General features: G+C 28.1%; 19 protein-coding genes and 1 CRISPR repeat array. Of the genes, 3 read left to right on the forward strand and 16 right to left on the reverse strand.

From position 1 onward, the window contains the following. The first annotated feature begins 54 nt into the window (after window positions 1–54). A complete protein-coding gene (locus ACPB8Q_RS02515) occupies window positions 55–1,089 on the forward strand; it encodes an NOG1 family protein (RefSeq protein WP_423793100.1) in 1,035 nt (344 codons plus the stop codon). Here the strand turns inward: ACPB8Q_RS02515 and rpl18a are convergent. From rpl18a to ACPB8Q_RS02545, 6 genes are all read right to left on the reverse strand, one after another. Further along, window positions 1,084–1,311, reverse strand: a complete 228-nt coding sequence (gene rpl18a / locus ACPB8Q_RS02520; protein WP_423793101.1) for a 50S ribosomal protein L18Ae — start codon at window positions 1,309–1,311, stop codon at window positions 1,084–1,086. The two genes, ACPB8Q_RS02515 and rpl18a, sit on opposite strands and share 6 nt — an antisense overlap. Before the next feature lie 5 nt (window positions 1,312–1,316). Next, complete coding sequence (locus ACPB8Q_RS02525; RefSeq protein ID WP_423793102.1) at window positions 1,317–1,559, reverse strand: KEOPS complex subunit Pcc1; 243 nt, start codon at window positions 1,557–1,559, stop codon at window positions 1,317–1,319. Between the two features lies 1 nt (window position 1,560). Then, a complete protein-coding gene (locus ACPB8Q_RS02530) occupies window positions 1,561–2,052 on the reverse strand; it encodes a ribosomal biogenesis protein (protein WP_423793103.1) in 492 nt (163 codons plus the stop codon). 2 nt (window positions 2,053–2,054) lie between these two features. Further along, window positions 2,055–2,195: a DNA-directed RNA polymerase subunit P gene (locus ACPB8Q_RS02535; RefSeq protein WP_423793104.1), complete on the reverse strand. Its 141-nt coding sequence runs from the start codon at window positions 2,193–2,195 to the stop codon at window positions 2,055–2,057. Between the two features lie 68 nt (window positions 2,196–2,263). Continuing rightward, window positions 2,264–2,542, reverse strand: a complete 279-nt coding sequence (rpl37A, locus tag ACPB8Q_RS02540) for a 50S ribosomal protein L37Ae (RefSeq protein ID WP_423793105.1) — start codon at window positions 2,540–2,542, stop codon at window positions 2,264–2,266. A gap of 6 nt (window positions 2,543–2,548) precedes the next feature. Further along, window positions 2,549–3,256 (reverse strand): ribosome assembly factor SBDS, encoded by a 708-nt coding sequence (locus ACPB8Q_RS02545; protein ID WP_423793106.1) that lies wholly within the window; start codon window positions 3,254–3,256, stop codon window positions 2,549–2,551. A gap of 128 nt (window positions 3,257–3,384) precedes the next feature. Between ACPB8Q_RS02545 and rqcH the strand changes: the two genes are divergently transcribed. Then, on the forward strand, window positions 3,385–5,373 hold the full coding sequence (gene rqcH / locus ACPB8Q_RS02550) for a ribosome rescue protein RqcH (protein ID WP_423793107.1): 1,989 nt from the start codon (window positions 3,385–3,387) through the stop codon (window positions 5,371–5,373). A 652-nt stretch (window positions 5,374–6,025) separates the two neighbouring features. After that, window positions 6,026–6,857: direct repeats of the CRISPR family, unit length 30 nt; unit sequence GTTAAAATAAGACCGTCCCGGTATGGAAAT. Window positions 6,858–7,137: 280 nt separating this feature from the next. Here the strand turns inward: rqcH and ACPB8Q_RS02555 are convergent. Beyond that, window positions 7,138–12,669, reverse strand: a complete 5,532-nt coding sequence (locus tag ACPB8Q_RS02555) for an LAGLIDADG family homing endonuclease (RefSeq protein ID WP_423793108.1) — start codon at window positions 12,667–12,669, stop codon at window positions 7,138–7,140. 22 nt (window positions 12,670–12,691) lie between these two features. Further along, window positions 12,692–13,975 (reverse strand): 3-phosphoshikimate 1-carboxyvinyltransferase, encoded by a 1,284-nt coding sequence (gene aroA, locus ACPB8Q_RS02560; protein WP_423793109.1) that lies wholly within the window; start codon window positions 13,973–13,975, stop codon window positions 12,692–12,694. A gap of 264 nt (window positions 13,976–14,239) precedes the next feature. Between aroA and ACPB8Q_RS02565 the strand changes: the two genes are divergently transcribed. Beyond that, window positions 14,240–14,746 (forward strand): acylphosphatase, encoded by a 507-nt coding sequence (locus ACPB8Q_RS02565; protein WP_423793110.1) that lies wholly within the window; start codon window positions 14,240–14,242, stop codon window positions 14,744–14,746. An 82-nt stretch (window positions 14,747–14,828) separates the two neighbouring features. On the opposite strand, the gene dcd is transcribed toward ACPB8Q_RS02565, so the two are convergent. The 8 genes from dcd to ACPB8Q_RS02605 all read right to left on the reverse strand — a co-directional run bounded on the left by dcd (window position 14,829) and on the right by ACPB8Q_RS02605 (window position 21,691). Further along, window positions 14,829–15,431, reverse strand: coding sequence for a dCTP deaminase (gene dcd / locus ACPB8Q_RS02570; RefSeq protein ID WP_423793111.1), 603 nt, complete (start codon window positions 15,429–15,431; stop codon window positions 14,829–14,831). A 9-nt stretch (window positions 15,432–15,440) separates the two neighbouring features. Beyond that, the gene (gene cobJ, locus ACPB8Q_RS02575; RefSeq protein WP_423793112.1) at window positions 15,441–16,184 is read right to left on the reverse strand and encodes a precorrin-3B C(17)-methyltransferase; all 744 of its coding nucleotides are present in this window, start codon (window positions 16,182–16,184) and stop codon (window positions 15,441–15,443) included. After that, window positions 16,184–17,224 carry a radical SAM protein gene (locus tag ACPB8Q_RS02580; RefSeq protein WP_423793113.1) on the reverse strand — a complete coding sequence of 347 codons (1,041 nt, stop codon included), beginning with the start codon at window positions 17,222–17,224 and terminating at the stop codon, window positions 16,184–16,186. Before ACPB8Q_RS02580 ends, cobJ begins: the two co-directional genes overlap by 1 nt. After that, entirely contained in the window at window positions 17,214–17,633 is a 420-nt protein-coding gene (locus ACPB8Q_RS02585) for a DUF2666 domain-containing protein (protein WP_423793114.1), read from the reverse strand. Before ACPB8Q_RS02585 ends, ACPB8Q_RS02580 begins: the two co-directional genes overlap by 11 nt. Window positions 17,634–17,654: 21 nt before the next feature. Then, on the reverse strand, window positions 17,655–18,692 hold the full coding sequence (locus ACPB8Q_RS02590; protein WP_423793115.1) for a M42 family metallopeptidase: 1,038 nt from the start codon (window positions 18,690–18,692) through the stop codon (window positions 17,655–17,657). 92 nt (window positions 18,693–18,784) lie between these two features. Then, window positions 18,785–19,540 carry an ABC transporter ATP-binding protein gene (locus tag ACPB8Q_RS02595; RefSeq protein ID WP_423793116.1) on the reverse strand — a complete coding sequence of 252 codons (756 nt, stop codon included), beginning with the start codon at window positions 19,538–19,540 and terminating at the stop codon, window positions 18,785–18,787. An 11-nt stretch (window positions 19,541–19,551) separates the two neighbouring features. After that, window positions 19,552–20,595, reverse strand: coding sequence for a FecCD family ABC transporter permease (locus tag ACPB8Q_RS02600; protein ID WP_423793117.1), 1,044 nt, complete (start codon window positions 20,593–20,595; stop codon window positions 19,552–19,554). Window positions 20,596–20,626: 31 nt separating this feature from the next. Further along, window positions 20,627–21,691 (reverse strand): methyltransferase, encoded by a 1,065-nt coding sequence (locus tag ACPB8Q_RS02605; RefSeq protein ID WP_423793118.1) that lies wholly within the window; start codon window positions 21,689–21,691, stop codon window positions 20,627–20,629. Window positions 21,692–21,712 lie beyond the last annotated feature (21 nt).

Raw genomic sequence — 21,712 nt, forward strand, 5'->3', positions numbered from 1 at the left:
ATTTATGCTATAAAATCTTTTTAATTAAAAATTAAATATTTTGGTGAAAAATTTATGAAAGAAAATCCTTTTAAAAAAATTCCTACAATTTTACTTCCTGATGAATTAATGGATAAAGCATTAAGAAGAGGAGAGAAAGTAGCAGAAGAGATGAGAAAGAAAGAATTACCTTGGCTAATGAAGGCTAAGGTTGTAGAAGAGCATAAAGTAAGGACTATATCCTCTGTATTGGCTGATAATTTACAAAAAATAATTGATAAAACACCTCCTGTAAGAAAGTTACCAAAGTTCTATCAGGAGATGGTTGAGGTTTTGGTAGGAATTGATGAATTTAAAAAATGTATGGGTGCTTTTAAGTGGGCATCAGATTTAATAAGAAAGCTTGGAAATGAATATGCAAAGAAAATTAGAAGAGCTAAAACACCAGAAGAAGCTGCTAAATTAAGAAAAGAATTTGTAGGTAGAGCTAAATCAATACTAAAAAGAATAGAGCCAGAAATGGGATTTATAGCAGTTGCAAGAGAAAAATTAAAAGATTTACCTACTTTTAGAGATACATTTACTGTTGTTTTAGCAGGTTATCCAAATGTTGGTAAATCTACAATTTTAAAAAAATTAACTGGCGCAGATGTAGAAATAAATAGTTATCCCTTCACAACTAAGGGAATAAATGTTGGACATCTTGAAGATATACAAATAATTGACACACCAGGATTGTTAGATAGACCTCTATATGAAAGGAATGATATAGAACTTCAAGCAATATTAGCATTGAATTATTTGGCCAATTTGATATTATTTGTTATAGATATTTCTGAATACTGTGGATATACATTAGAAGAGCAATTAAACTTATTAAAAGAGATAAAAAACCTCTTTAACATTCCAATTATGGTTGTTATTAATAAAGTTGATTTAGTAGATGAGAATAAAATAAATGAGATTAAAGAAAAATTAAGAGAGTTAGGAATAGAGGATATTTTAGAGATATCAGCAGATAAAGAAATTAATTTAGATGAATTAAAAAAATTATTAAAAGAGAAATTTAAACAAAACCTTAGAAACAAATTAGAAAGTAATAATTTATAATAAAGCCTTAACCATAGGGTCTGTTACTTCTTCTGGAGAAATCTCTTTTATACTTTTTATTATTATTCTTGTTCTTTTAACTTTATACAATCCTCCAAATTTTGAGTATATCTCTTCTAAAGCATCTTTTTCATTTAAAGCTCTTAATTCTTTTTTAAATACTAATGGCTGTTTTCCTTTTTTTCTAACTTCTCCCTCAACTCTAAATATTTTAACTTCCAAGTTTTTCACCTCTTTACAATTTTATATATGTTTTGAGCAACAGATATCCACCTTAGATAGGAGTATAAAGAAGCTTTTAATATTGAAAGTTCTTCTGCTTCAACATAAATTTTAATCTTGTTTTTATATTTTTCCATCTTTGCCCTTGATTTTATTTGACTATCTATATGCTCTATAAATATTGATTTATATATTATTTCTGCTTCTTCTTCACTATCAAACTCTAAATTTAAAATAGAAGAGTTCATTTTAATCCCAAACACTATCAAAGAGCTTAACTGACTTAACTCTAATTAATGGCCCTATTTTAACTCTATTTTTATAGAACTGTATAGCAAATAAATATTTACTATCTTTCTCAACAGATAAAGTAAAGTTACTTTCATTATTTATATTGAAATGATTAAAGAAAAACTCTTCATAAAGATGGAGGTATTCATTATTATAATTAATCTTTATTTTAATTCCATTATTGTTCTCTACTTTTCCTCCACATATCTCTCTTTGTAGTTTAACAGTTATGAATGAAGATAATTTTTTATCTTTTTCTAAATTATAAAAAACTAAACTTCCAGGATTTCCTCTAAACTCTCCAATTAATAAAATATTATTATCTATCTCAAATAATTCTTTTAATGATAATTTTCCTCTTTGGACATAAGGAATATTTAATACTCTTTCTAAATCTCTTGCAAAGCTTCTTGTTCTCTGGGAGGGTTTCCTTGATGTTGTTATAATCATAATTATCTTGCCTTAACTACTTTAACTACTTTAGGTCTTAATTTAACTAATATTTTATTACTACAATAAGGACATCTAACTCTACTTCCTAATTCTTCTAATTTTATGACTCTTTTACACTTTAGACATTTATACTCTACCATATTTAAATCCCCAAATATGAATTAAATTATCATAAAAAATATTTATAATAAATATATAAATGAATATTTTATTCTTCTTTCTCTAAGACTCTTCTAATAGCTTTCATAACTGCTTTTCCTGCACCTGTTTCTGGTGTATATGCTCCACCAGCTATTTTAGCTCCACATTTTCCACAAACCCATATAGAAGTTGAAGCTCTTTTTAATTTTGGAAATCCACATACTGGACATTTGTATTTTTGTTTTGCTTTAACTTCTACATCTCTAACTCTTGCTCTAATTTTTAACCCATATCTTGCTCCAAATCTTCCAGCAGGTCCTACTTTTTTAGTGTGACTAAATGCCATTTACTCTCACCCATCATATTTTTTTACTACTTTTGTTATTGCATTACCTTCTGTAATTTTGTTTAGTTCATTGTAGAACTCTGATTCTATACCACTTGGTATTTCAATAAGAACTATTAAACTACCGTCAGAACACCATTCCTCTTGTTTAACTGCTCCAAATTTATATAAAAATCCATAAGCTTTTGAAGCATATTCTGGAGGAACTTTAACAGCAATATCTCTTTTTTCAAATTTAATAGGAAGAAGTCTTTTTAATTTTTTAACTATATCAGGAACTTGTTCTTCAGCAGATTTGTAAATGTCAATATTAATCCTTAACTCCTCCATAGCCCTCTCAATCCTTTGAGGAGGATGGGGAGTATCTGTTTGTGGATTAATAGTATTTCTACAAATAATATTTATTATTTGTCTTTTTTTCTGCTCTTTAATTTCTTCTCTTTGTTTAGCAGTTAATTGAACAGTTCCTTTTTTTATAATAATTTTAGCTATTTCTTTTATATCAGTAGTCCCAAATACTTTTTTAACAAGTTCTTCAGGAGCCTTTTCTCCTTTATGAGCATCTCTATATACTACATCAATAGCTAAAAGTTCATCCATATCTACATCTATTCCTTCTTTAAGCTTAGCAGCTAAATATGGATCTACTAAAATTTCAAACTTCTCTCCATGAGATGTATATCTTGCAATAACTGCCTCATCTAACGAGACCATAATATATCACCATAAATTATATAAAATTTTTGTTTATCAAAAATAGTCTTAAAACATAAAAAAACAATACATTTATAATTATTATTAATTTTAAGGAGTTATAAATAAATTATGTTAAGTGTGTAATTATGAAAACAGAATTAACAAATGTTGATATATCTGCTATTGTTGATGAGCTAAAATTTATAGAGAATGGAAGAGTAGATAAAGCATTTCTAATAAGTAATGAGGAAAATAAAGAACTAATCTTAAAAATTCATATCCCTGAGAGAGGTAGTAGAGAGTTAGTTATTAGTGTTGGTAAATATAAATATATAACTCTAACAAATTATGAGAGAGAAAAACCTAAGCTACCTCCTTCTTTTGCTATGCTTCTAAGAAAGTATCTTTCAAATGCAAAAATAGAGAAGATTTATCAGTATAGTTTTGACAGAATTATTGTTATTGAATTTAGAAAAGTCAGTAAGTATAAGTTAATAGTTGAGCTGTTTAAAGAAGGAAATATAATATTTACTGATGAGAATAACAATATTATTGTTCCTTTGAAAGTAGAAAAATGGAGCACAAGGATTATAGCTCCAAAACATGAATATAAATTTCCAGAACAAAGACCATTAACTCCTTACAACTTAGATTATTCAATTGCCTATGAAATTTTTAGAGATTACTTTTTAGAGAATAAGGATGTTGAATGTGTTAGATTAGTTTCAAGGTTGTTAGGTTTAGCAGGACTGTATGCAGAGGAGATATGTGAAAGAGCTAAGATAGATAAAAAGAAAAAAAATTTAACAGAAGATGAAATAAAAAATCTATTTTTAGCTGTTAAGAATTTCTTTAATGATGTTTTTAATAACAGAGAGCCAAAGATTATATTAAAGGATAATCAGTTTATAGATGTTACTCCTATCAATTTATTAAAATATAAAGATTATGATAAAAAAGATTATGAGAACTTTATAGAGGCAGTTGATGACTACTTTGCAAATTTCTTAGCTTTAAAAAAGATAACAAAAGTTAAAAGTAAAGTTGAAAAAGAGATAGAGAAGCAAGAATCAATATTAAAAAGACAGTTAAGAACTTTGGAAGAGTATAAAAAAGAAAGTGAAAAAAATAGAATAAAGGGAGATTTAATTTATGCTAATTATCAATTAATTGAAGAGCTTTTAAATGCCATAAATTTAGCAAGAGAAAAAAAGAGCTGGGAAGAGATTAAAAAGATTATAAAAGAAAATAAAAATCATCCAATTTTAGGAATTATTGAAGATATAAGAGAAAATAAAGGAGAGTTAATAGTTAGATTAAAATATGAAGATGTTGAAGAAAGAGTAGTTTTAGATATAAGAAAAAATGCATTTGAAAATGCTGAATCTTATTATGAAAAAGCCAAGAAATTAAAAAATAAGTTAAAAGGTATTGAGGAGGCAATTGAAAGAACTAAAAAGAAAATTGAAGAATTGAAGAAAAAGAGAGATGAAGAAATAGAAGAGAAAAAACCTAAGAAGAAAAAGAGAAGAGAAAGAAAATGGTACGAGAAATTTAAATGGACAGTTATTGACAATTTCTTAATAATAGCTGGAAAAGATGCTATAACAAATGAAATAATAATTAAAAAATATACTAATAAGGATGATATTGTCTTTCATGCAGACATAACAGGAGCTCCTTTTACTGTTATAAAAACTAATGGTAGAGAAGTTAAAGAAGAGACATTATTAGAGGTTGCTAAATTTGCTGCTTCACATTCAAAAGCTTGGAAGTTAGGTTATGGAGCTATAGATGTGTATTATGTTAAACCAGAGCAAATATCCAAACAAGCTGAAAGTGGGGAGTATTTAAAAAGAGGAGCATTTATGATAAGAGGTAAAAGGAACTATATCAGAAATGTGCCCTTAGAGTTGGGAGTAGGAGTGTTAGAATATGATGGAGAAATTAAAATTACAACTGCCCCAAAAAGAACATTAGAAGAGAGATTTTTAAAGTATGTTATGCTAAAACCATCTAATAAAGAGAAAGGTAAGGTAGTTAAAGAACTTAAAAATATATTTAAGGAGTATGACTTAGATGATGAAGAAATTCTTTCAGTTCTTCCACCAGGAGGTTGTGAAATAGTTAAATAATTTTAAATATTCAGATGACAATTATCACGCTAAAAATCTTTATTTTTTGATTTTATTTAGTTTTAGTTGGTTATTTTTAATTTAAAGGATTTTTAGGAAAATTCGAAGGGGTCATTATTTTGAATATTTTGTATATTTTGATTATATAATTTATTGAGATTTTTTAGAGATTTATGTTGTTTCTTCCAATATTTGAAAATCCCTGATAAGTTGGTTTAGTTTTTGGAAATTGGGACTTTTTAATTGAATAATAGGAAATAGAAAGATTTTTATAAAAGTTCAAAGGTATATAAATGAATAGGGAAACCTACCCTTCGAAAATTTTAGTACCAAAAAGCTTATATATGAGAACGTTGCTATATTATTATGTCTAAAATGTGCCTCCTGTTAAAATAAGACCGTCCCGGTATGGAAATTTTATGTTATAATTTGTAATAGTATATAACATAGCTAAATGTTAAAATAAGACCGTCCCGGTATGGAAATTGCATCTCTAATAATTCTTTCAGCTGGAATGTGCTTGTTAAAATAAGACCGTCCCGGTATGGAAATTTATGTTATGACATTGGAATTGCAGGAGATGTTAAGTTAAAATGCCTTTCTAAATCGTTCTTTTGGTCTCTGCTTGAATTGGAATTGCAGGAGATGTTAAGTTAAAATAAGACCGTCCCGGTATGGAAATTATGAAGTCATAGAAATGGATGGAGAGCCTTTTTTGTTAAAATAAGACCGTCCCGGTATGGAAATCAACTTTTAAGAATTCTTTTGTTAGTTGGACTGGCTTAGTTAAAATAAGACCGTCCCGGTATGGAAATAATTTTGTCCTTGTGAGTGTTACTTTTAAGCCATATCCCTTAAGTTAAAATAAGACCGTCCCGGTATGGAAATTTCATTCCAAGAAAACGAAAATCTCGATAGGCGTTAAAATAAGACCGTCCCGGTATGGAAATAAAAAAGAGATGTGGTGCTCAATGGTTATTTGTTTAAGTTAAAATAAGACCGTCCCGGTATGGAAATCTTCATATTGGAATTCTTCTTTATCTTGCAAACCATGTTAAAATAAGACCGTCCCGGTATGGAAATCTTCATATTGGAATTCTTCTTTATCTTGCAAACCATGTTAAAATAAGACCGTCCCGGTATGGAAATTTTTTTGAATACATAGCTAATCACTTGACACTTGATGTTAAAATAAGACCGTCCCGGTATGGAAATATTGTAGGGGATATAACTAACACAATTAGGGTTAAGTTAAAATAAGACCGTCCCGGTATGGAAATATGACTAAGCAAATATTTTGAAGTATAAAACAAAATGTTAAAATAAGACCGTCCCGGTATGGAAATCGTCCCCCCTCGCCCCTCGGCTTTAAAGTCATGACATGTTAAAATAAGACCGTCCCGGTATGGAAATCTTATCTCAAATTGTATCTCAAATAAAAGATGCTAATATCAGTTAAAATAAGACCGTCCCGGTATGGAAATCTTTCTTTTATTCAAAAAATAAAAAATAAAAAGGCAAATGTTTTTTTTTTATATTTGAGAAATCTAACAAATAAAAAATGTTAATAAAACATATAGTGGTGTTCCAGCAAAATCAACTGTAACTCCACTTAAATAATCCTATTTTCCAATTAATCCTAACTTAGCCAATAAAGCACTTAACTGAATTCTTTCATTTACCGCCGCATAGAGGCAAGGCCTCTATTGCTATACACCAGAGAGGGGTTGCTTTTGGGCAACCCCACTTTAAATATTAAGTATTTTATTTTCCAATTAATCCTAACTTGGCTAATAAAGCACTTAACTGAATTCTTTCATTTGCTCCTTCAACTATTCTATAATCTGTTTCTCCTATTGCCTCAGCTATTTGAACTTTTTTCTTCTCATCTATATTTAGATTATTAATTTCTCTAAACATTTGATTTAGAATATCTTCTCCACTCATACCCCACTCTAACATCAATTTGTATAATAAATCTCTTGCTTCATTGAATTTTCCTTCTAAGGCTAAATCCATCATCTTTCTAACTTCTTCTGGTCTTGCCCTTGAAGAAACTTTGTATATAACTTCATCATCTATTACATCACTTATAGCAGAAGCAGTTTGTAGAACATTAATTGCTTTTCTTAAATCTCCCTCAGAAACATAAATTATTGCATCTAATCCTTTTTCTGTTAATTTTAATCCTTCTTTCTCAGCAATCTCTTTTAATTTTTTAGCTATATCTTCTCTTTTCAATGGTGAGAATCTAAATATAGCACATCTTGATTGTATTGGTGGGATAATCTTGCTTGGATAGTTGCAGTTGTGGGATATTAACCCATTTGCTATAAAGGAGTGGTCTTTAAGGCATGTTATATCATACACATCTCTATAACCAATACACTCTTTTTTAATGATTCTTTCTGAAACATACTTTCCATCAACAACCTTTTCTTTTAAGAACTCTTCAAAGGTCATAAAGTTTCTTGGTAATCCAATGTCTTTTCCTTTAAGTTGATTTACTATAAAATCAACTGGAATGTTATATTTCCTTGCTAATTCTCTTAGAGATTTTTCACCATCTACTTCTTTCAATGCCTTTTCAGCAATGTCTTTTAGGATTATATCTTTATATGCTTCTTTGATTCTTAAATACTCTCCAACCAACCTTGCAAAGTTGTCTTTTTCATAGGCATAGGATATTCTTGATAAATATTTGAGATAGTTTTTATTGTTTGCTTTAACTATCAACTCAATTAAGTTTTTGTTATCAATTTTACTAACTCTAATATCTGCCTCAACTTCAAATTCCTTCAACATTTTTCTAATGTCTTCAAAGAACTCTAATGTTTTATATTTACTAATATTTTCAACTCTTATACCTAATTTAATTCCATTTATGTTATATTTTTTAATGTATGGTTTAGTTCCATCAGCTCCAAATAATCCTCTTAAAAACTCTCTCTTAACAAATTTATTTCCATATTTTATCCATTTTGGAATATTGTAGCCATTTATAGTTTTATTTCCAATTTCTACTCCCCAGAAGTTTAACAATAGATATAATGCTTTATTATCAATGTATATGAATGATGTTTTCCCTTTAATTTCTCTACCATCTAAGTTATGATTAATATCTTTTTCAATTATATTTGATGATTTTATGCCTAATTTCTCTAAATCCTTCTTAATTTCTTCAAGTTCATTTATTGTAGCAGTTATTAATATTCTTCCTTCTTTTGATTTTGATAAATGCCCATCTCCAATTATAAAGCCTAACAACCTTGCAAATATTCCTGCTTTCTCATCATCATAAGTTATCTTATCCCATCTAAGTTCTTTGATTTTCTTTATGTATTTTAAAGCAAATCCATTAATTTTTCCATCAATAAGATTTTTTATAGTTGTTAATGATATTTTTATCCCAAATTCTTCCTCAATCTTTCTTTTAATCTCTGATTTGTTGTATTTTCCTGATAACTCTAAAACTCTATTTAATATTTTTTCTTTATCTTTTGTTATTAATTCTTTATAGGTTTTTGCTTTATCATAAGGTTTATATCCAATTTTAAGCTCATATTTTGTTAAAAACTCATAGAACTCATTTAAGTTAATTATCTTCCTATTATCAACTTCAAACTCAACTCCTTCCAATGCTGGATAAACCAATATCCCATCATCTTCCTTTAACTCATAAACCTCCTTCCACCCATATCTTGTTAAAAACTTGTGGTCTCCTGTTGCCTCTATCTCTCTACCACTTTCTAAAACTAATCTATAAACCTTATGATTTACTATCTTTGAATTAAATTTAACTCCTGCTAAAACTAAATCTTCTCCACTTCTATTTAAAACATGTTTAATTTTTCTTTTTTCAAACATTTTTATAAAGTCCTCTATCTTTATCTCCCTCTCATCTGGAAGAGTTATTTTTGCATCTCCTGTTAAACAACTTAAGATAAATCTACATACATCTGAATACTTCTCCATTGTTCTTCTTAAAGCATTTTGAGCATCTGCTGTTAGTGCATCACTCTCATCTAAGAATATTATCTTAAATGGAACATCTCCAATTGGCTTAGTTCTTGCAAATTCTTTTACTTTTGTCCTAATAACGTCTATACCTCTTTCATCTGAATTATGTAACAATATTGGCACATTTCCTGCAAAGAACATTTCATTATTTGGAACTGACACATCATAAACAAAGTCATTGTAGTCAATAACTTCAATCTCTTTAACAATCAAAGCATGAATCTCTGTTTCAGATAATTTTTGTAATAAATTGTAAATCTTTCTTTCTACATCAGTTAATTTCTCAACATCAACCATTTCTAAAATCTGCTTAATTTTGTCCTTTGAAACTCTCTTTTTATTTTCATAGAGTTGGTGTCTTAATATATATCTCCAATTTCCTTTTATCTTACTATCTAACTTTTTAATCATTTTAATTATTGGCTCACTTGGTAATAAATTGCCTTTCTTCCATCCCATTTTTCCTTTCCAAATTAATCTTACCTCATTTTCAAATATTGAACTTTCAATTCCAGAAATTCTTGCTAACCATGCTGTATCTATTAATAAATTCTCGGATTTTGATGATATTCTAACAACTCCTCCCCAATTTCCACTGCCATCTCCATCAGCCAATCCTTTTAAAAATTCAACTCTTAAATTTTCTTTTAACTCATATACAATATCTGGAATTCTTTTATCTCCTGCTTTTCTTCCATTTCCATTGTAGAAGTTTTTCTCAATAAATTTTGCAAGTTGAGTATTTAATATTCTAATCTGCTTAGCAGATAATCTTTTTCTATCAAATCCAGAACCTGTGAAGTTTTCATATTTACTAAATCCTTTTTTATCAATGATGTCATTTAGTCTATCAATTAAATCATGCTCATGACTGCCTAATGTGTAGATTACTTGCCCGGAAGTTTCTCCTCTAAATCCTATGGCTCCTTCAGCAGCATACAATCCAAGCATCCATGCAGTATCTTCATCAACCTCAAACTCATTAATTACTTTAACTCTTGAAGTTATATCCTTTGGTTCAAACTCTTTTAAATCTAATTTATCTTTTTCTCCTTCAATATTAGATATAAAGCTTAATAGACAATCTCCAACCTTTATATCACTTGCTTTTCTTGCTACTAATCCATTTTCATCAAGCATCATAATAGAGTGGTTTCCTGTTAGTTCTATATATCCACCTTCAAACTTAACTCTTAAGATTTTATCTACTTTATGCCTAATTATTGTAGAAACTTTTCTCCATCTAATTTTGAAATCTTTATCAATAGTTAAAACCTCTAAGTTATCAACTTTTTTATACATCTCATTTTCATCATTGGTGTTAAAGTATATCTTATCAAGCTCTTCAAATGTTGTTCTTTTTATCTTTCCATCTATTTTAACCAATATTGGAGTATTTTTTGAAACGGAGGCATTCAATTCCAAAAAGTTTTCTTTCCAATTTTCTCCAAATAAATCTCTTGCTAAACAAAGGGCTGTAGTTGTATTGTGTAGTATTGTTGGTAAATTCCCACCAATGAAGTTATGATATTTTGGAACATGCAAATCATATATTGTAAAGTCACCATTTAATTGTTCAATTTCTACAATCTCATCCCAGTAGATTTCGTTAGATGCTAAGAATAAGATATAACTAATACTATCCATTAATTTTTCATCATTGAGAATATCTCTTACAAGTTTGAGTTCAACCTTTCTAATTTCTTCAAGCTTTTCAATTTCTTGTGTATTGCTTTCTAAATAAATCCTTATACTTGAATTCCATGTATTGAGCATCCTTCCTATTTCTGCATAACTTGAATATTTCTTAGCAAATACTCTCATTGCATCTATTGTTTTTTCAATATCTTTATTTAAAGCATTAGCAATTTTTATGTAATTCTTTAAACTTGGTTTTCTTTTACCTTTTATGTATTCTAAAATCCTATCACTTCTTATTTCTGTCTTTTCTGCAATTTCTTTTCTTCTTTTTTCAACATCATTCCAATCAATTAATATACTCTTTTCTAATATTTTTTCAATTTCTTTTAGCTCTTCTAATCTGTAATATATTTCATTTAAAAGTTCTTGAGCTATTTTTTTGCATTTATTGTAACTCCAATTATCCTTTTCAATATCCCTCGTTAATTTAACTTTTAATCTATCCCTAATGTATTTTATTTTCTCTTTGTCAATAGTTATAACATCTAAGTTTGGATTTTCATCTTTTATAATATTTAAAAGCTTTTTAAGTTTTCTTTCATGATTAAAGCCAATATTATCTAAAAATGCTTTTAAATTTATAGAGTTTGATATTACAATATGGTAATATTTCTTGTTATTGTTTTTATTTACTTTTTCTTTTAATTTTGCAATTATTCCAAACCTTAACAATGCATAAGTTAAATCCTCTGCCATCTTTTTGCTTGCAGTTGATAAAACTATCGAATGGCTTTCAACACCTCCATCACAATCAAAGTATGCTCTTAAAAATGCTTTTAATGCTCTACTTTTCATTATTTCTTTTGGAATTCTAACTTTATCTGCCTTACTTCCCCTTAAACCAAGCTTATCAATTAATGCCATTGCCTCTTTTGAATTAACATAAATATCTGGTGTTCTGTCTTTGTGTATTCTTTCTTTTATTTTTGCATCTTTAAATAATCTTTTAGTAAGTTCTGCAAATCTCTTTCTAAGTTTTTCATCACTGTTTGTGAAGGTTATCTTATTTGATTCTTTATCTGCATGCCCATCTCCAATGAAATAACCAAGCCACTCTGCTAAATCATCATTAAAATCTTTTTTTTCAAATAAGATGTATCTTGGTGTTGCTAACTTATCTCCTACTTTTAAATTCTCTGCTTTTACCCATTTTATTTCTCCATTTTTATTGTTTATTAGTAAAGGATGATAAGTAGTTACCTTTAACTCTCTACCCATTTTAGTTTTTATTTTTATTAAGACATTTGTTTTATCTTTATAGACATATTTAACATTAAATTCTTTAATTTTTCCATCTTCATCAATTCCTAAAACCTTTAAGTTGTTGGTTAAAGTAGCTCCAAACTTTCCACTACTTATTTCTTCAACAACTTCTCCAATTTCTTTAACTTCTCCATTAACAATAACTCTTGTATTTCCAGTTAAGCACTTCCCAACTCCTGGAGGTCCAGAGAAAAGTAGATGGGGCATACTTTTCTTTTCAACATACTTTTTTAATCTTTTTACTATTTCTTCTTGTCCAACAACTTCATCCAATGTCTTTGGTCTATATTTCTCTACCCATGGCTTTTCCATACTTTCACCTAAAAAGATTTAATTATTTAACTTCTATATTTGCTCCTAAACTTCTCATAACTTCTATAAAATTAGGAAATGATATTTTTACAGATTCCTCATTGTCAATTATTGTCTCTCCTTCTGCTTTTAATCCAGCTATGGTAAATGCCATAACTAACCTGTGGTCATGATAGGTATTTAATTTGGCTCCTTTAAGTTTTTTAACTCCTTCTATTATTAATCCATCTTTTCTCTCTTCAATCTTAGCTCCCATCTTTTTTAATTCAGTATAACAAGCTCTTAATCTATCACTCTCTTTATATCTTACATGTTCAGCATTGTAAATTTTAGTTTTTCCTTCTGCAAAACATCCTAAAACTGCTAAGGTAGGAACTAAATCTGGAATATCCTTAGCATCTATATCTATCCCTTCTAAATTATATTCTCCATTTAATATAACTCTATCTTTTTTAACTTTTATATCTGCTCCCATCTCTCTAACAATTTCAACAATTTTTTTATCTCCTTGCTTAGAATTTTCAAATAAATTAATTATTTCAATATTTGAATTAATTAAGACACCAGCTGCTATTAAATAGGATGATGAGGAATAATCACCTTCAACAGTATAATCTATATTTTTATATTTTTGATTTCCATAAACTAAAAAACCATCCTCTAAGACTTCAACTTTTATTCCAAATTTATCTAATATGTCAAGAGTTATGTCTATGTATGGTTTAGATTTCAGTGGAGTTGTTAATTCTATTTTAGTATCCTCTTTATTAAATGGTAAGAGCATTAAAAGAGAAGTTATAAATTGTGAGCTAATATCTCCTCTTATTCTTACTAAATTCCCATCTATTTCTCCACTTTCTACAATAATTGGAGCTGTTCCATCCAATTTTGATGAGAATGCATTTATATTTATTTGTTTTAGAGCATCTAACAATGGTTGCATTGGTCTTTTTCTTATAGAGGAATCTCCTGTTAAAATAGCATATCCCTTAGGAATTAATGAAGATAAAGAAGTTAAAATTCTCAAAGTTGTTCCACTATTTCCAACATCTATAATATTGTCAGGAGTTTTATACTCCCCACCTTCAACAATCCAAACATCATCTTTTAAATTTAGAGTTATTTTAGTTCCTAACTTCCTACAAGAATATACAGAAGATAAGCAATCTTTACCCCATAATGGTGAATATATCTTACTAATTCCATTAGCTAAACTTGCTCCAATAACTGCTCTATGTGTGTAAGATTTTGATGGAGGTGCTTTAACTTTTCCTTCTAAATAGTCAGTTTTTCTAACAATTAACAAATCTCTCACCAATTGATGACTATAATTTAAAATAGTCCAAAACTTATTTATATTGGTTTAGTCCCAGAAATATATAAACTATAACTAAGTGATTAGTTATGAGCTTAAAATCAAGATTAATATTTTTATTAATATTCACATTATTAGTTTTATTATTATCTGGATGTATTGATTTTCACCATCACTACCATCATGATTGGTAATTTTTTTCTTTTAAATACTATATAATTTAAATTTTTTACTAATAATAAATTAGGAGATAATATGCCAACAACTTATGAATTAAAAATTTATGAAAAGGTTCAACATGTTGGGTTTAGGGATAGGATTGAAAATATTGGAAGGGGTTTAGGGATTGATGGGATTGTTTATAATCATAAAGATGGTAGTGTTAGGATTTTAGCAAACTTTGATGATGAAGAGGATAAGGAATTGTTCAAAAAATATATTAAAAGATTGGAAAAGAAAGATAAATTAATTAAAATTGAGAAGATAGAGGAGAGGGAGTTAAATACCTATATTGAGTTTCCAGAAGGGATTAATAGGATTTCAGCAGATGATTTAATAGAGTTAAATAAAAAATTAGATGAAGGAGTTAAATATATCAAGCTGATTTTTAGTGAGTTAGAGGAGCATAAAAAGATTTTAATAATGGCATTAGATGAACTAAAAGAACATAAAAAGATATTATTAGATATAAAAGAAACTCAATTAAAAATATTAGAAAAATTAGACAAAATAAGTGAAATATTAGAAAAAAGATTTATTTAAACATAAAATGCCCCCCTGTTGGCCCACGCTCCTGATGTAGCAGAGGCTAAAAATGAGGGAGCGTCGGATGCAGGGGGGACATTTATTCATCTAAGTGTATTAAAGAAGGAGTAACTGTTTTTTGGTATTTATATTTAGAAGATTTTCTTTCTGAATAACCTATTTTTGCAGGGCTATTTAAATAGCTAAATATGAGTTGTCCAATTCTTTGATTTTTGTATAAAATAACTGGCTTATCGAAAGCTATAATTTCTAAGGTAATTTTTCCTTTAAATCCTGCATCTATCCATCCAGCAGTTTGGTGAGATGTTAAAAATATCCTACCCAAGGAACTTCTCCCTTGATATTGAGCACAAATATTGTTAGGTAACTCAATATATTCATTTGTTGTTCCCAATATTCCCCCTTCAACAACACAATCAACATTGTATTTTTCTTTAAAATAGTTAATTTTCTCATCTGTTAAATTGTAGTTTAAAGGGCAAACTAAAATAGAGTTTTTTATTTTTATTTTTTTATAGTTCATCTCTCTTTTTAGGTCATATACTTCATTCTCATAAATAATAAATTCATCTCCTAATGTTACATCATAAGAAGATGGCCCAACAAATTCCTCATTGAATGGAGTTATTTTTAAATCTCCTTTTTTTATTAGAGTTAGAATATCTACATCACTTAGTATCAACAAAATCACCTAAATTCTATATTTATCTAAATAGCCCCTTGGAGCTACTATTTTATTGTCCAATATTTTTGTTTTAGAGTTTCCAATAATTAGGAGTGTGTTCATATCTATATAATCTAAATAATAATTCAGATTGTTTAAAATTTCTTTGGTTGTAGTTATTTTTACCTCTTCTTTTTCTCTTCCAGCATTCTTTACTATTCCAACAATTCTATCAATATCCATATCTCTTATAATCTCAAATGCCTTAATAAATGGTTCTTTTCTTCTCTTACTCAAGGGATTATAGATGTTGATTATATAGTCTCCTTCCAAAGCTAATTTAAATCTCTTTAAAATCAAATCTAATGGAGTTAATAAATCACTAAAACTTATAACCACAAAATCATGATTTAGAGGGCTACCTAATAAAGAAGAAGCAATTAAAGCTGATGTAAGTCCTGGAATAACTCTAATTTCTACATTAAAATTTTTTTTATAATTAATTTCATAAGCTAATGAAGCTAATCCATATACAGTAGCATCTCCTGAAGATACTAATGCAACATCCAAAGTTTTAGCTTTTTCCAATGCAAACATAACTCTGTCTATCTCTTTTGTCATTCCAGTTGTATATATCTCTTTATTGAATCTTTCAACATACTTTTTATAACCTTTATAGCACACAATTAAATCAACTTTATTTAGTATTTCCTCAGCTTCAAAAGTAAAATGTTTTTTATTTCCACTACCAATACCAACAACATACAACATTACTTAACCCTCTTTAATACCCCTTTTATATAGTTCTCTATTTTTATGTTTATTTCATCTTTTAACACATCTAATAGTTTTTTATGCTCTTCTGAAATGTTAATTCCCTCATCTTTATAAGGTGTTTTCTCTAATTTTTTCTCACATAATAAAACATCTAAATCTGTAAATGTTCCATATAGTTCCCAACCTGTTGTTTTAACTTCTTTCTCTATCCAATGAGCCAATTTAGTTCCATAAATTGAGAATAGTGGGAACTTTGTTATTACATTTGAGCCAGAGGATAGTAGAGGACTAACCATTGGAACTTTATCAGTCCATATTCCTGTTATTATTTTAATCTTTGGAAAAGCTAATCTAACTGATGAAACCCAATTCATATACTCCAAAGTTGTTACTGATGGTTTATTTTCATAAATAGTTCCTTTTTGTGGATTTAGGGAGTAGAAGGTTATCCTATCCAATTCTAACTCTTCAATAAGATTTAAAAGCTTTTCAATATCTTCCTCTCTCTCCTCCAATCCTAAAATTATAGTTATTCCTGTTTTTAAACCTAAATCCTTAGCTTTTATTAAAAAATCTTTTATTTTGTCTAATGGCTTTCCAGGACAGATTTTTTCTCTATTTCTTAATGTTTCTACTGCCCCTACAACTCCTTCAATAACATCTAAATTTAATCTATCCAAGTCAGTTATTCCTACATTTAAATATTGTTTAGTTTTTTGCACATAAGCTACTAATTCAGCTATTCTATTAATCTCTTCAACACTATATCCATAACCTCCTGAGATAAATTCCAACTTCCAACCTATTCTTTTCATTAGAATAGCCTCTGCCAATATACTTGCTAAACTTCTTCTTGCTAATTTTGGAGATGAAATTTTATCCTTCTGTGTGCTCATATAACAAAACTTACAGGGCTTATCCAATGAACAATACCATCCTAAAAATAGAGCTCTCTCAAAAGATACATAATCAAAATGTTTTAAAGTTAGTTTATAAGCTTTTATTGCATTCTCTAAAACTTCATCAACCTTCATAGCTCTTCTCCATATACTTCTCTAATAATTTAGATGGAACTCTTGTCTCAAAACCTAACCTCTCCAATATCATATTTGTAAGAATTATTTTTAGTATCTCTTTTCCTTCTTTTGATGTAGTTATTTCATTCAACTTTCTACTAATAGCAGGAGATTTTAACTTTTTTAGTACCTCTGCTATCTCTTCCTCAGAAATTCTACCTTTTTTCTTTTTATAAATTGTATCAGCTATTTCTTCCAACTTTTTCATATCAAAAGGTAAATACTCTAAAAATTTCTTTGAGACAGTTTCATCAATAGATAACAACAATCTTGCTATTTCTATATCTTCAACATTTTCATCTATTTTTAACTTTTTTACAACAAACCAATTTTTATGTTTTGCAAAGAACTCAATTCTTTCCTCCAAATATCTCACCAAAATTTTAATTTATTTTAAATCTTTTAATAAGTTATAAATTAATTTATATGTATTCTCTAAATCTCTTTTATCTATAACTTCAACAGGAGTATGGATATATCTTGCAGGAACTGATAAAACTCCTGTTGGAATTCCTTCCCTAACTAAATGAATAGCTGTTCCATCAGTTGTTCCTCCTTCTCCAACCTCTAACTGATAAGGAATATTATACTTTTCAGCAGTATCTTTTAACAATTTTAAAACTTCTGGATGAGCAATTAACCCTCTTCCAGATGCATCAGCAATATCAATAACTACCCCTTTTCCCAAATCAACAGGTGCATCTTCTTTTTTAATTCCTGGATGGTCTCCTGCAATAGTAACATCAATAGCTAATGCCAAATCAGGATTTATCTTATAAGCTGATACCTTAGCTCCTTTTAAACCAACCTCTTCCTGAACAGTTCCAACTAAATAAACTTGACAATTTAAATCTTCTTTTGATAAATTTTTAGCCAACTCTAACAATATAGAGCATCCAACTCTATCATCAAATGCCTTTCCTGTTAATCTATTTTTCCCTAACTCATTTAATTCAGCTATAAATGATACTGGAGTTCCAATATTAACTCCCATCTCTATTGCTTCCTCTCTACATTCTGCTCCAATATCTATAAACATATCTTCATATTTTATTATTTTGTTTCTTTCTTCTTCCTTCATTCTGTGAGGTGGTTTAGAACCTAAAACCCCTATTAAATCTCCTTTCTCTCCATGGACTTTAACTTTTTGATTTAAAATAGTTGGGTCATATATACCTCCTATCTTTGTAAATTTTAAGAATCCATTATCATCAATATATTTAACCATTAAACCTATTTCATCAATATGGGCAGCAATCATAACTCTTTTTCCTTTATCTCCAATTTTGGCAATTACATTTCCAAACTTATCAACTTCAACCTCACAGTATTTTTTTAGCTCCTCTACCATATAACTTCTTACACTATCCTCTCTACCAGATATACCAGACAATTCTGTTAATTTTTTTAAATATTCCAATAACATAATCAAACCTCCAAAATTTTGTTTAACAATTAACCAATAGGATTAATTAAATATAAACTAATTAAAATAACTTTTTTTATAATAACTTTTATTTATGATACTGGAAGCACAACAGAATAACCTTTTACATTTTCAATAATAACATCAACACCATACACTGCTTTAATATTTTCAGGGGTTATTATTTCTTTTCCTCCATAGGCATAAACATATCCATCTTTCAACATTATAAATTTATCAGAAAATCTTAAAGCTAAATTTAAATCATGCATAACAATAATTGAAGCTATGTTTTTAGATTTTGACACATCTTTAATAATCTTCATAACTTCCAATTGATTTTTTAAATCTAAGTTGTTAGTTGGTTCATCTAACAATAAAACTTTTGGTTCTTGAACTAATGCTCTTGCTATAATAACCTTTTGCAGTTCTCCACCACTTAACTCATTTGTATATCTTAGTGCATAATCTTCTAAATCTAAAAGTTTTAAAACTTTATAGGTAAGTTCTATATCTCTTTCAGATACCTCCCATTTAATATGTGGCTTTCTACCTAAGAGAACTGTATCAAATACAGTCATATAATTACCTTCTGATTTTTGAGGAACATAACCAACTAATTTAGCCAACTCAGAGTTATTTAACTTATCTATATCAAAATTATCAATTAATATTGTTCCTTTCTTTGGTTTTAGTATTTTATTTATGCATTTTAAGAGTGTTGATTTTCCAGCCCCATTAACTCCTAAGATTGAAACAACTTCTCCTCTTTTAACTTCAAATTTTATGTTGTTTAGTATCTTTCTACTCTTGTAGGAAAATTCTACTCCATCAACTGAAAGAATCATAATACCACATTTTATTTATACATCCTTAACAACAAATAAATAAACATTGGAGCTCCTAAGAAAGAAGTTAATATTCCAACTGGTAAGACTATTGGAGCAATTATTGTCCTTGCAAATGTATCTGCAACTAATAACAACACAGATCCAAATATTGCAGAAATTGGAATTAAAAATCTATAATCTCCACCAATAATAATTCTAATTAAATGAGGACATATCAATCCAACAAAACCAATAATTCCCAAAAATGCTACATTTACAGAAACTAATAATGAAGCTATAAGCATTCCTACCAATCTTACTTTCTCAGTATCAACTCCTAAAGATTTAGCAGCTTCATCTCCAACTTCTAATGCATTGTAGTCCCATCTCTTGTGTATAAAATAAATTAATGAAAATAACAAAACTATAAACATAATGTAAATTTCTGTCCATGAAGCTCTACCTAAATCACCAAAAGTCCAATATACAATTGCAGCTAATTGTAAATCATCAGCAAAATATTGAATTAAAGTTGTCCCAGCAGTAAATAATGAACTCATAGCTACTCCTGCTAAAATCATAGCTTCTGGAGATAATCTCCTTAACTTTGCAATTAGTAATATTACAACAACACTAACTAATGCTCCAAAAAAAGCAAAAATAGTTATTAAATATGGATTGTCAATAAGTATTTTTCCTCCACTAATGTTCCCTAATCCAAAAAAGATAATTGCAAGAGAAGCTCCAAACATTGCCCCATGTGATATTCCAATAGTAAAAGGGCTTGCTAATGGATTTCTTAAAATACATTGCATAACTGCTCCTGCAACAGCTAATGACATTCCAGCAATTATTGCTGCAAGTATTCTTGGTAATCTAATATTCCAAATGACTAAGTTTATGTGTTCATCACCATATCCAAAAATACCATTTATTACTTGATTTACTGTTAATTTATAATCTCCTACACATAAAGCATAAATTGAGCATAAAAATGTGAATATTAATAAAATAAATCCAAAAATTATTTTCTTTTTTGTATATTTTTTATATTCTTCTTGGAGTGTGTCCATAAATATCCCAAAATTTTAAATTCTAAAATTTCTATATTTTTTTAGCAATAATCATCTTTGCTGGTGAGTTATTTTCAAATCCTAAAAGTTTTGGAATATCAATAACCTCTAAAATCTTAAAACCTAAATCTTCTAAGTATTTCAAATAATCATCAAAGTTTAAATCTCCTTTAAATGTATATCTCATTCTGCTTTTTTCAAGTCCTTTTGGCTTGGAGAAGTTCCATTCCATATTATCTAAATAATCATTAATACTTTCTTCCTTTTCTGGAAAAAATTGTTTATTTATAAACAAACCTCCTTTATTTAAAGCATCATAAACCTTTTTAGCAATTTTTGGATTTTTTCCACCTGGATTGTAAGAGCAGAAGATTATATCATAATCCTTCCCAATCTTATCCTTATAAAAATCACCAGCAATAGTATAGACATTTTTTGCATTGTATTTTTTGATAAACTTTTTAGTTTCTTCAACAACGTCTGGTAAATCAAAGACATAGCACTTTAAATTTTTATTTAACATACTAAATCCAATAGCATACAAACCATGTCCTCCAGCTAAATCAAGAAGTTTTTTAGCATTTTTAAACTCTTCATATTTGGCTATATGGCTTAAAACCTTCTGCAACTCCCAGCATTTGCATTCATCACCCATTCTTTTAACAATCTTTGGAAAAAAGGAGCTGATGTCTGTATTTGTATATTTATCCTTATTTTTTAAAATATCTAATAAATTTACCCAATTTTTGATATTTTCAAAATAACTATAAATTGGATTAAACAAATTATATTCTGAATCTCTTTTAAAATAGATATCGGTAATTTCTGTGTTTCTATAATGGATTTTTCCATTTATAACTTTACTTTCAATTAAATTAAGCTCATTAAGAATTTTTAATATATAATCTGTTAAAATTATATCTGTCTCTAATAGTGCTGCTAATTCATCTGCACTTTTAAAATCATCTAAATAATCAAATAAATTTAAATCAATAGCAGTTTTTAACAAATAAAAAATCCTTGTTTTTGAATAGATTTCATCAAAAAGTTTTAATATCTTTTCTGGACTTTTATCTGGACATTTTAGAAGGGACATATTCTCCCACAAAAAAATAAA

It is taken from the genome of Methanocaldococcus indicus (genome assembly GCF_049554935.1).
Classification (GTDB): Archaea; AGJL01; Methanococci; order Methanococcales; family Methanocaldococcaceae; genus Methanocaldococcus; species Methanocaldococcus indicus.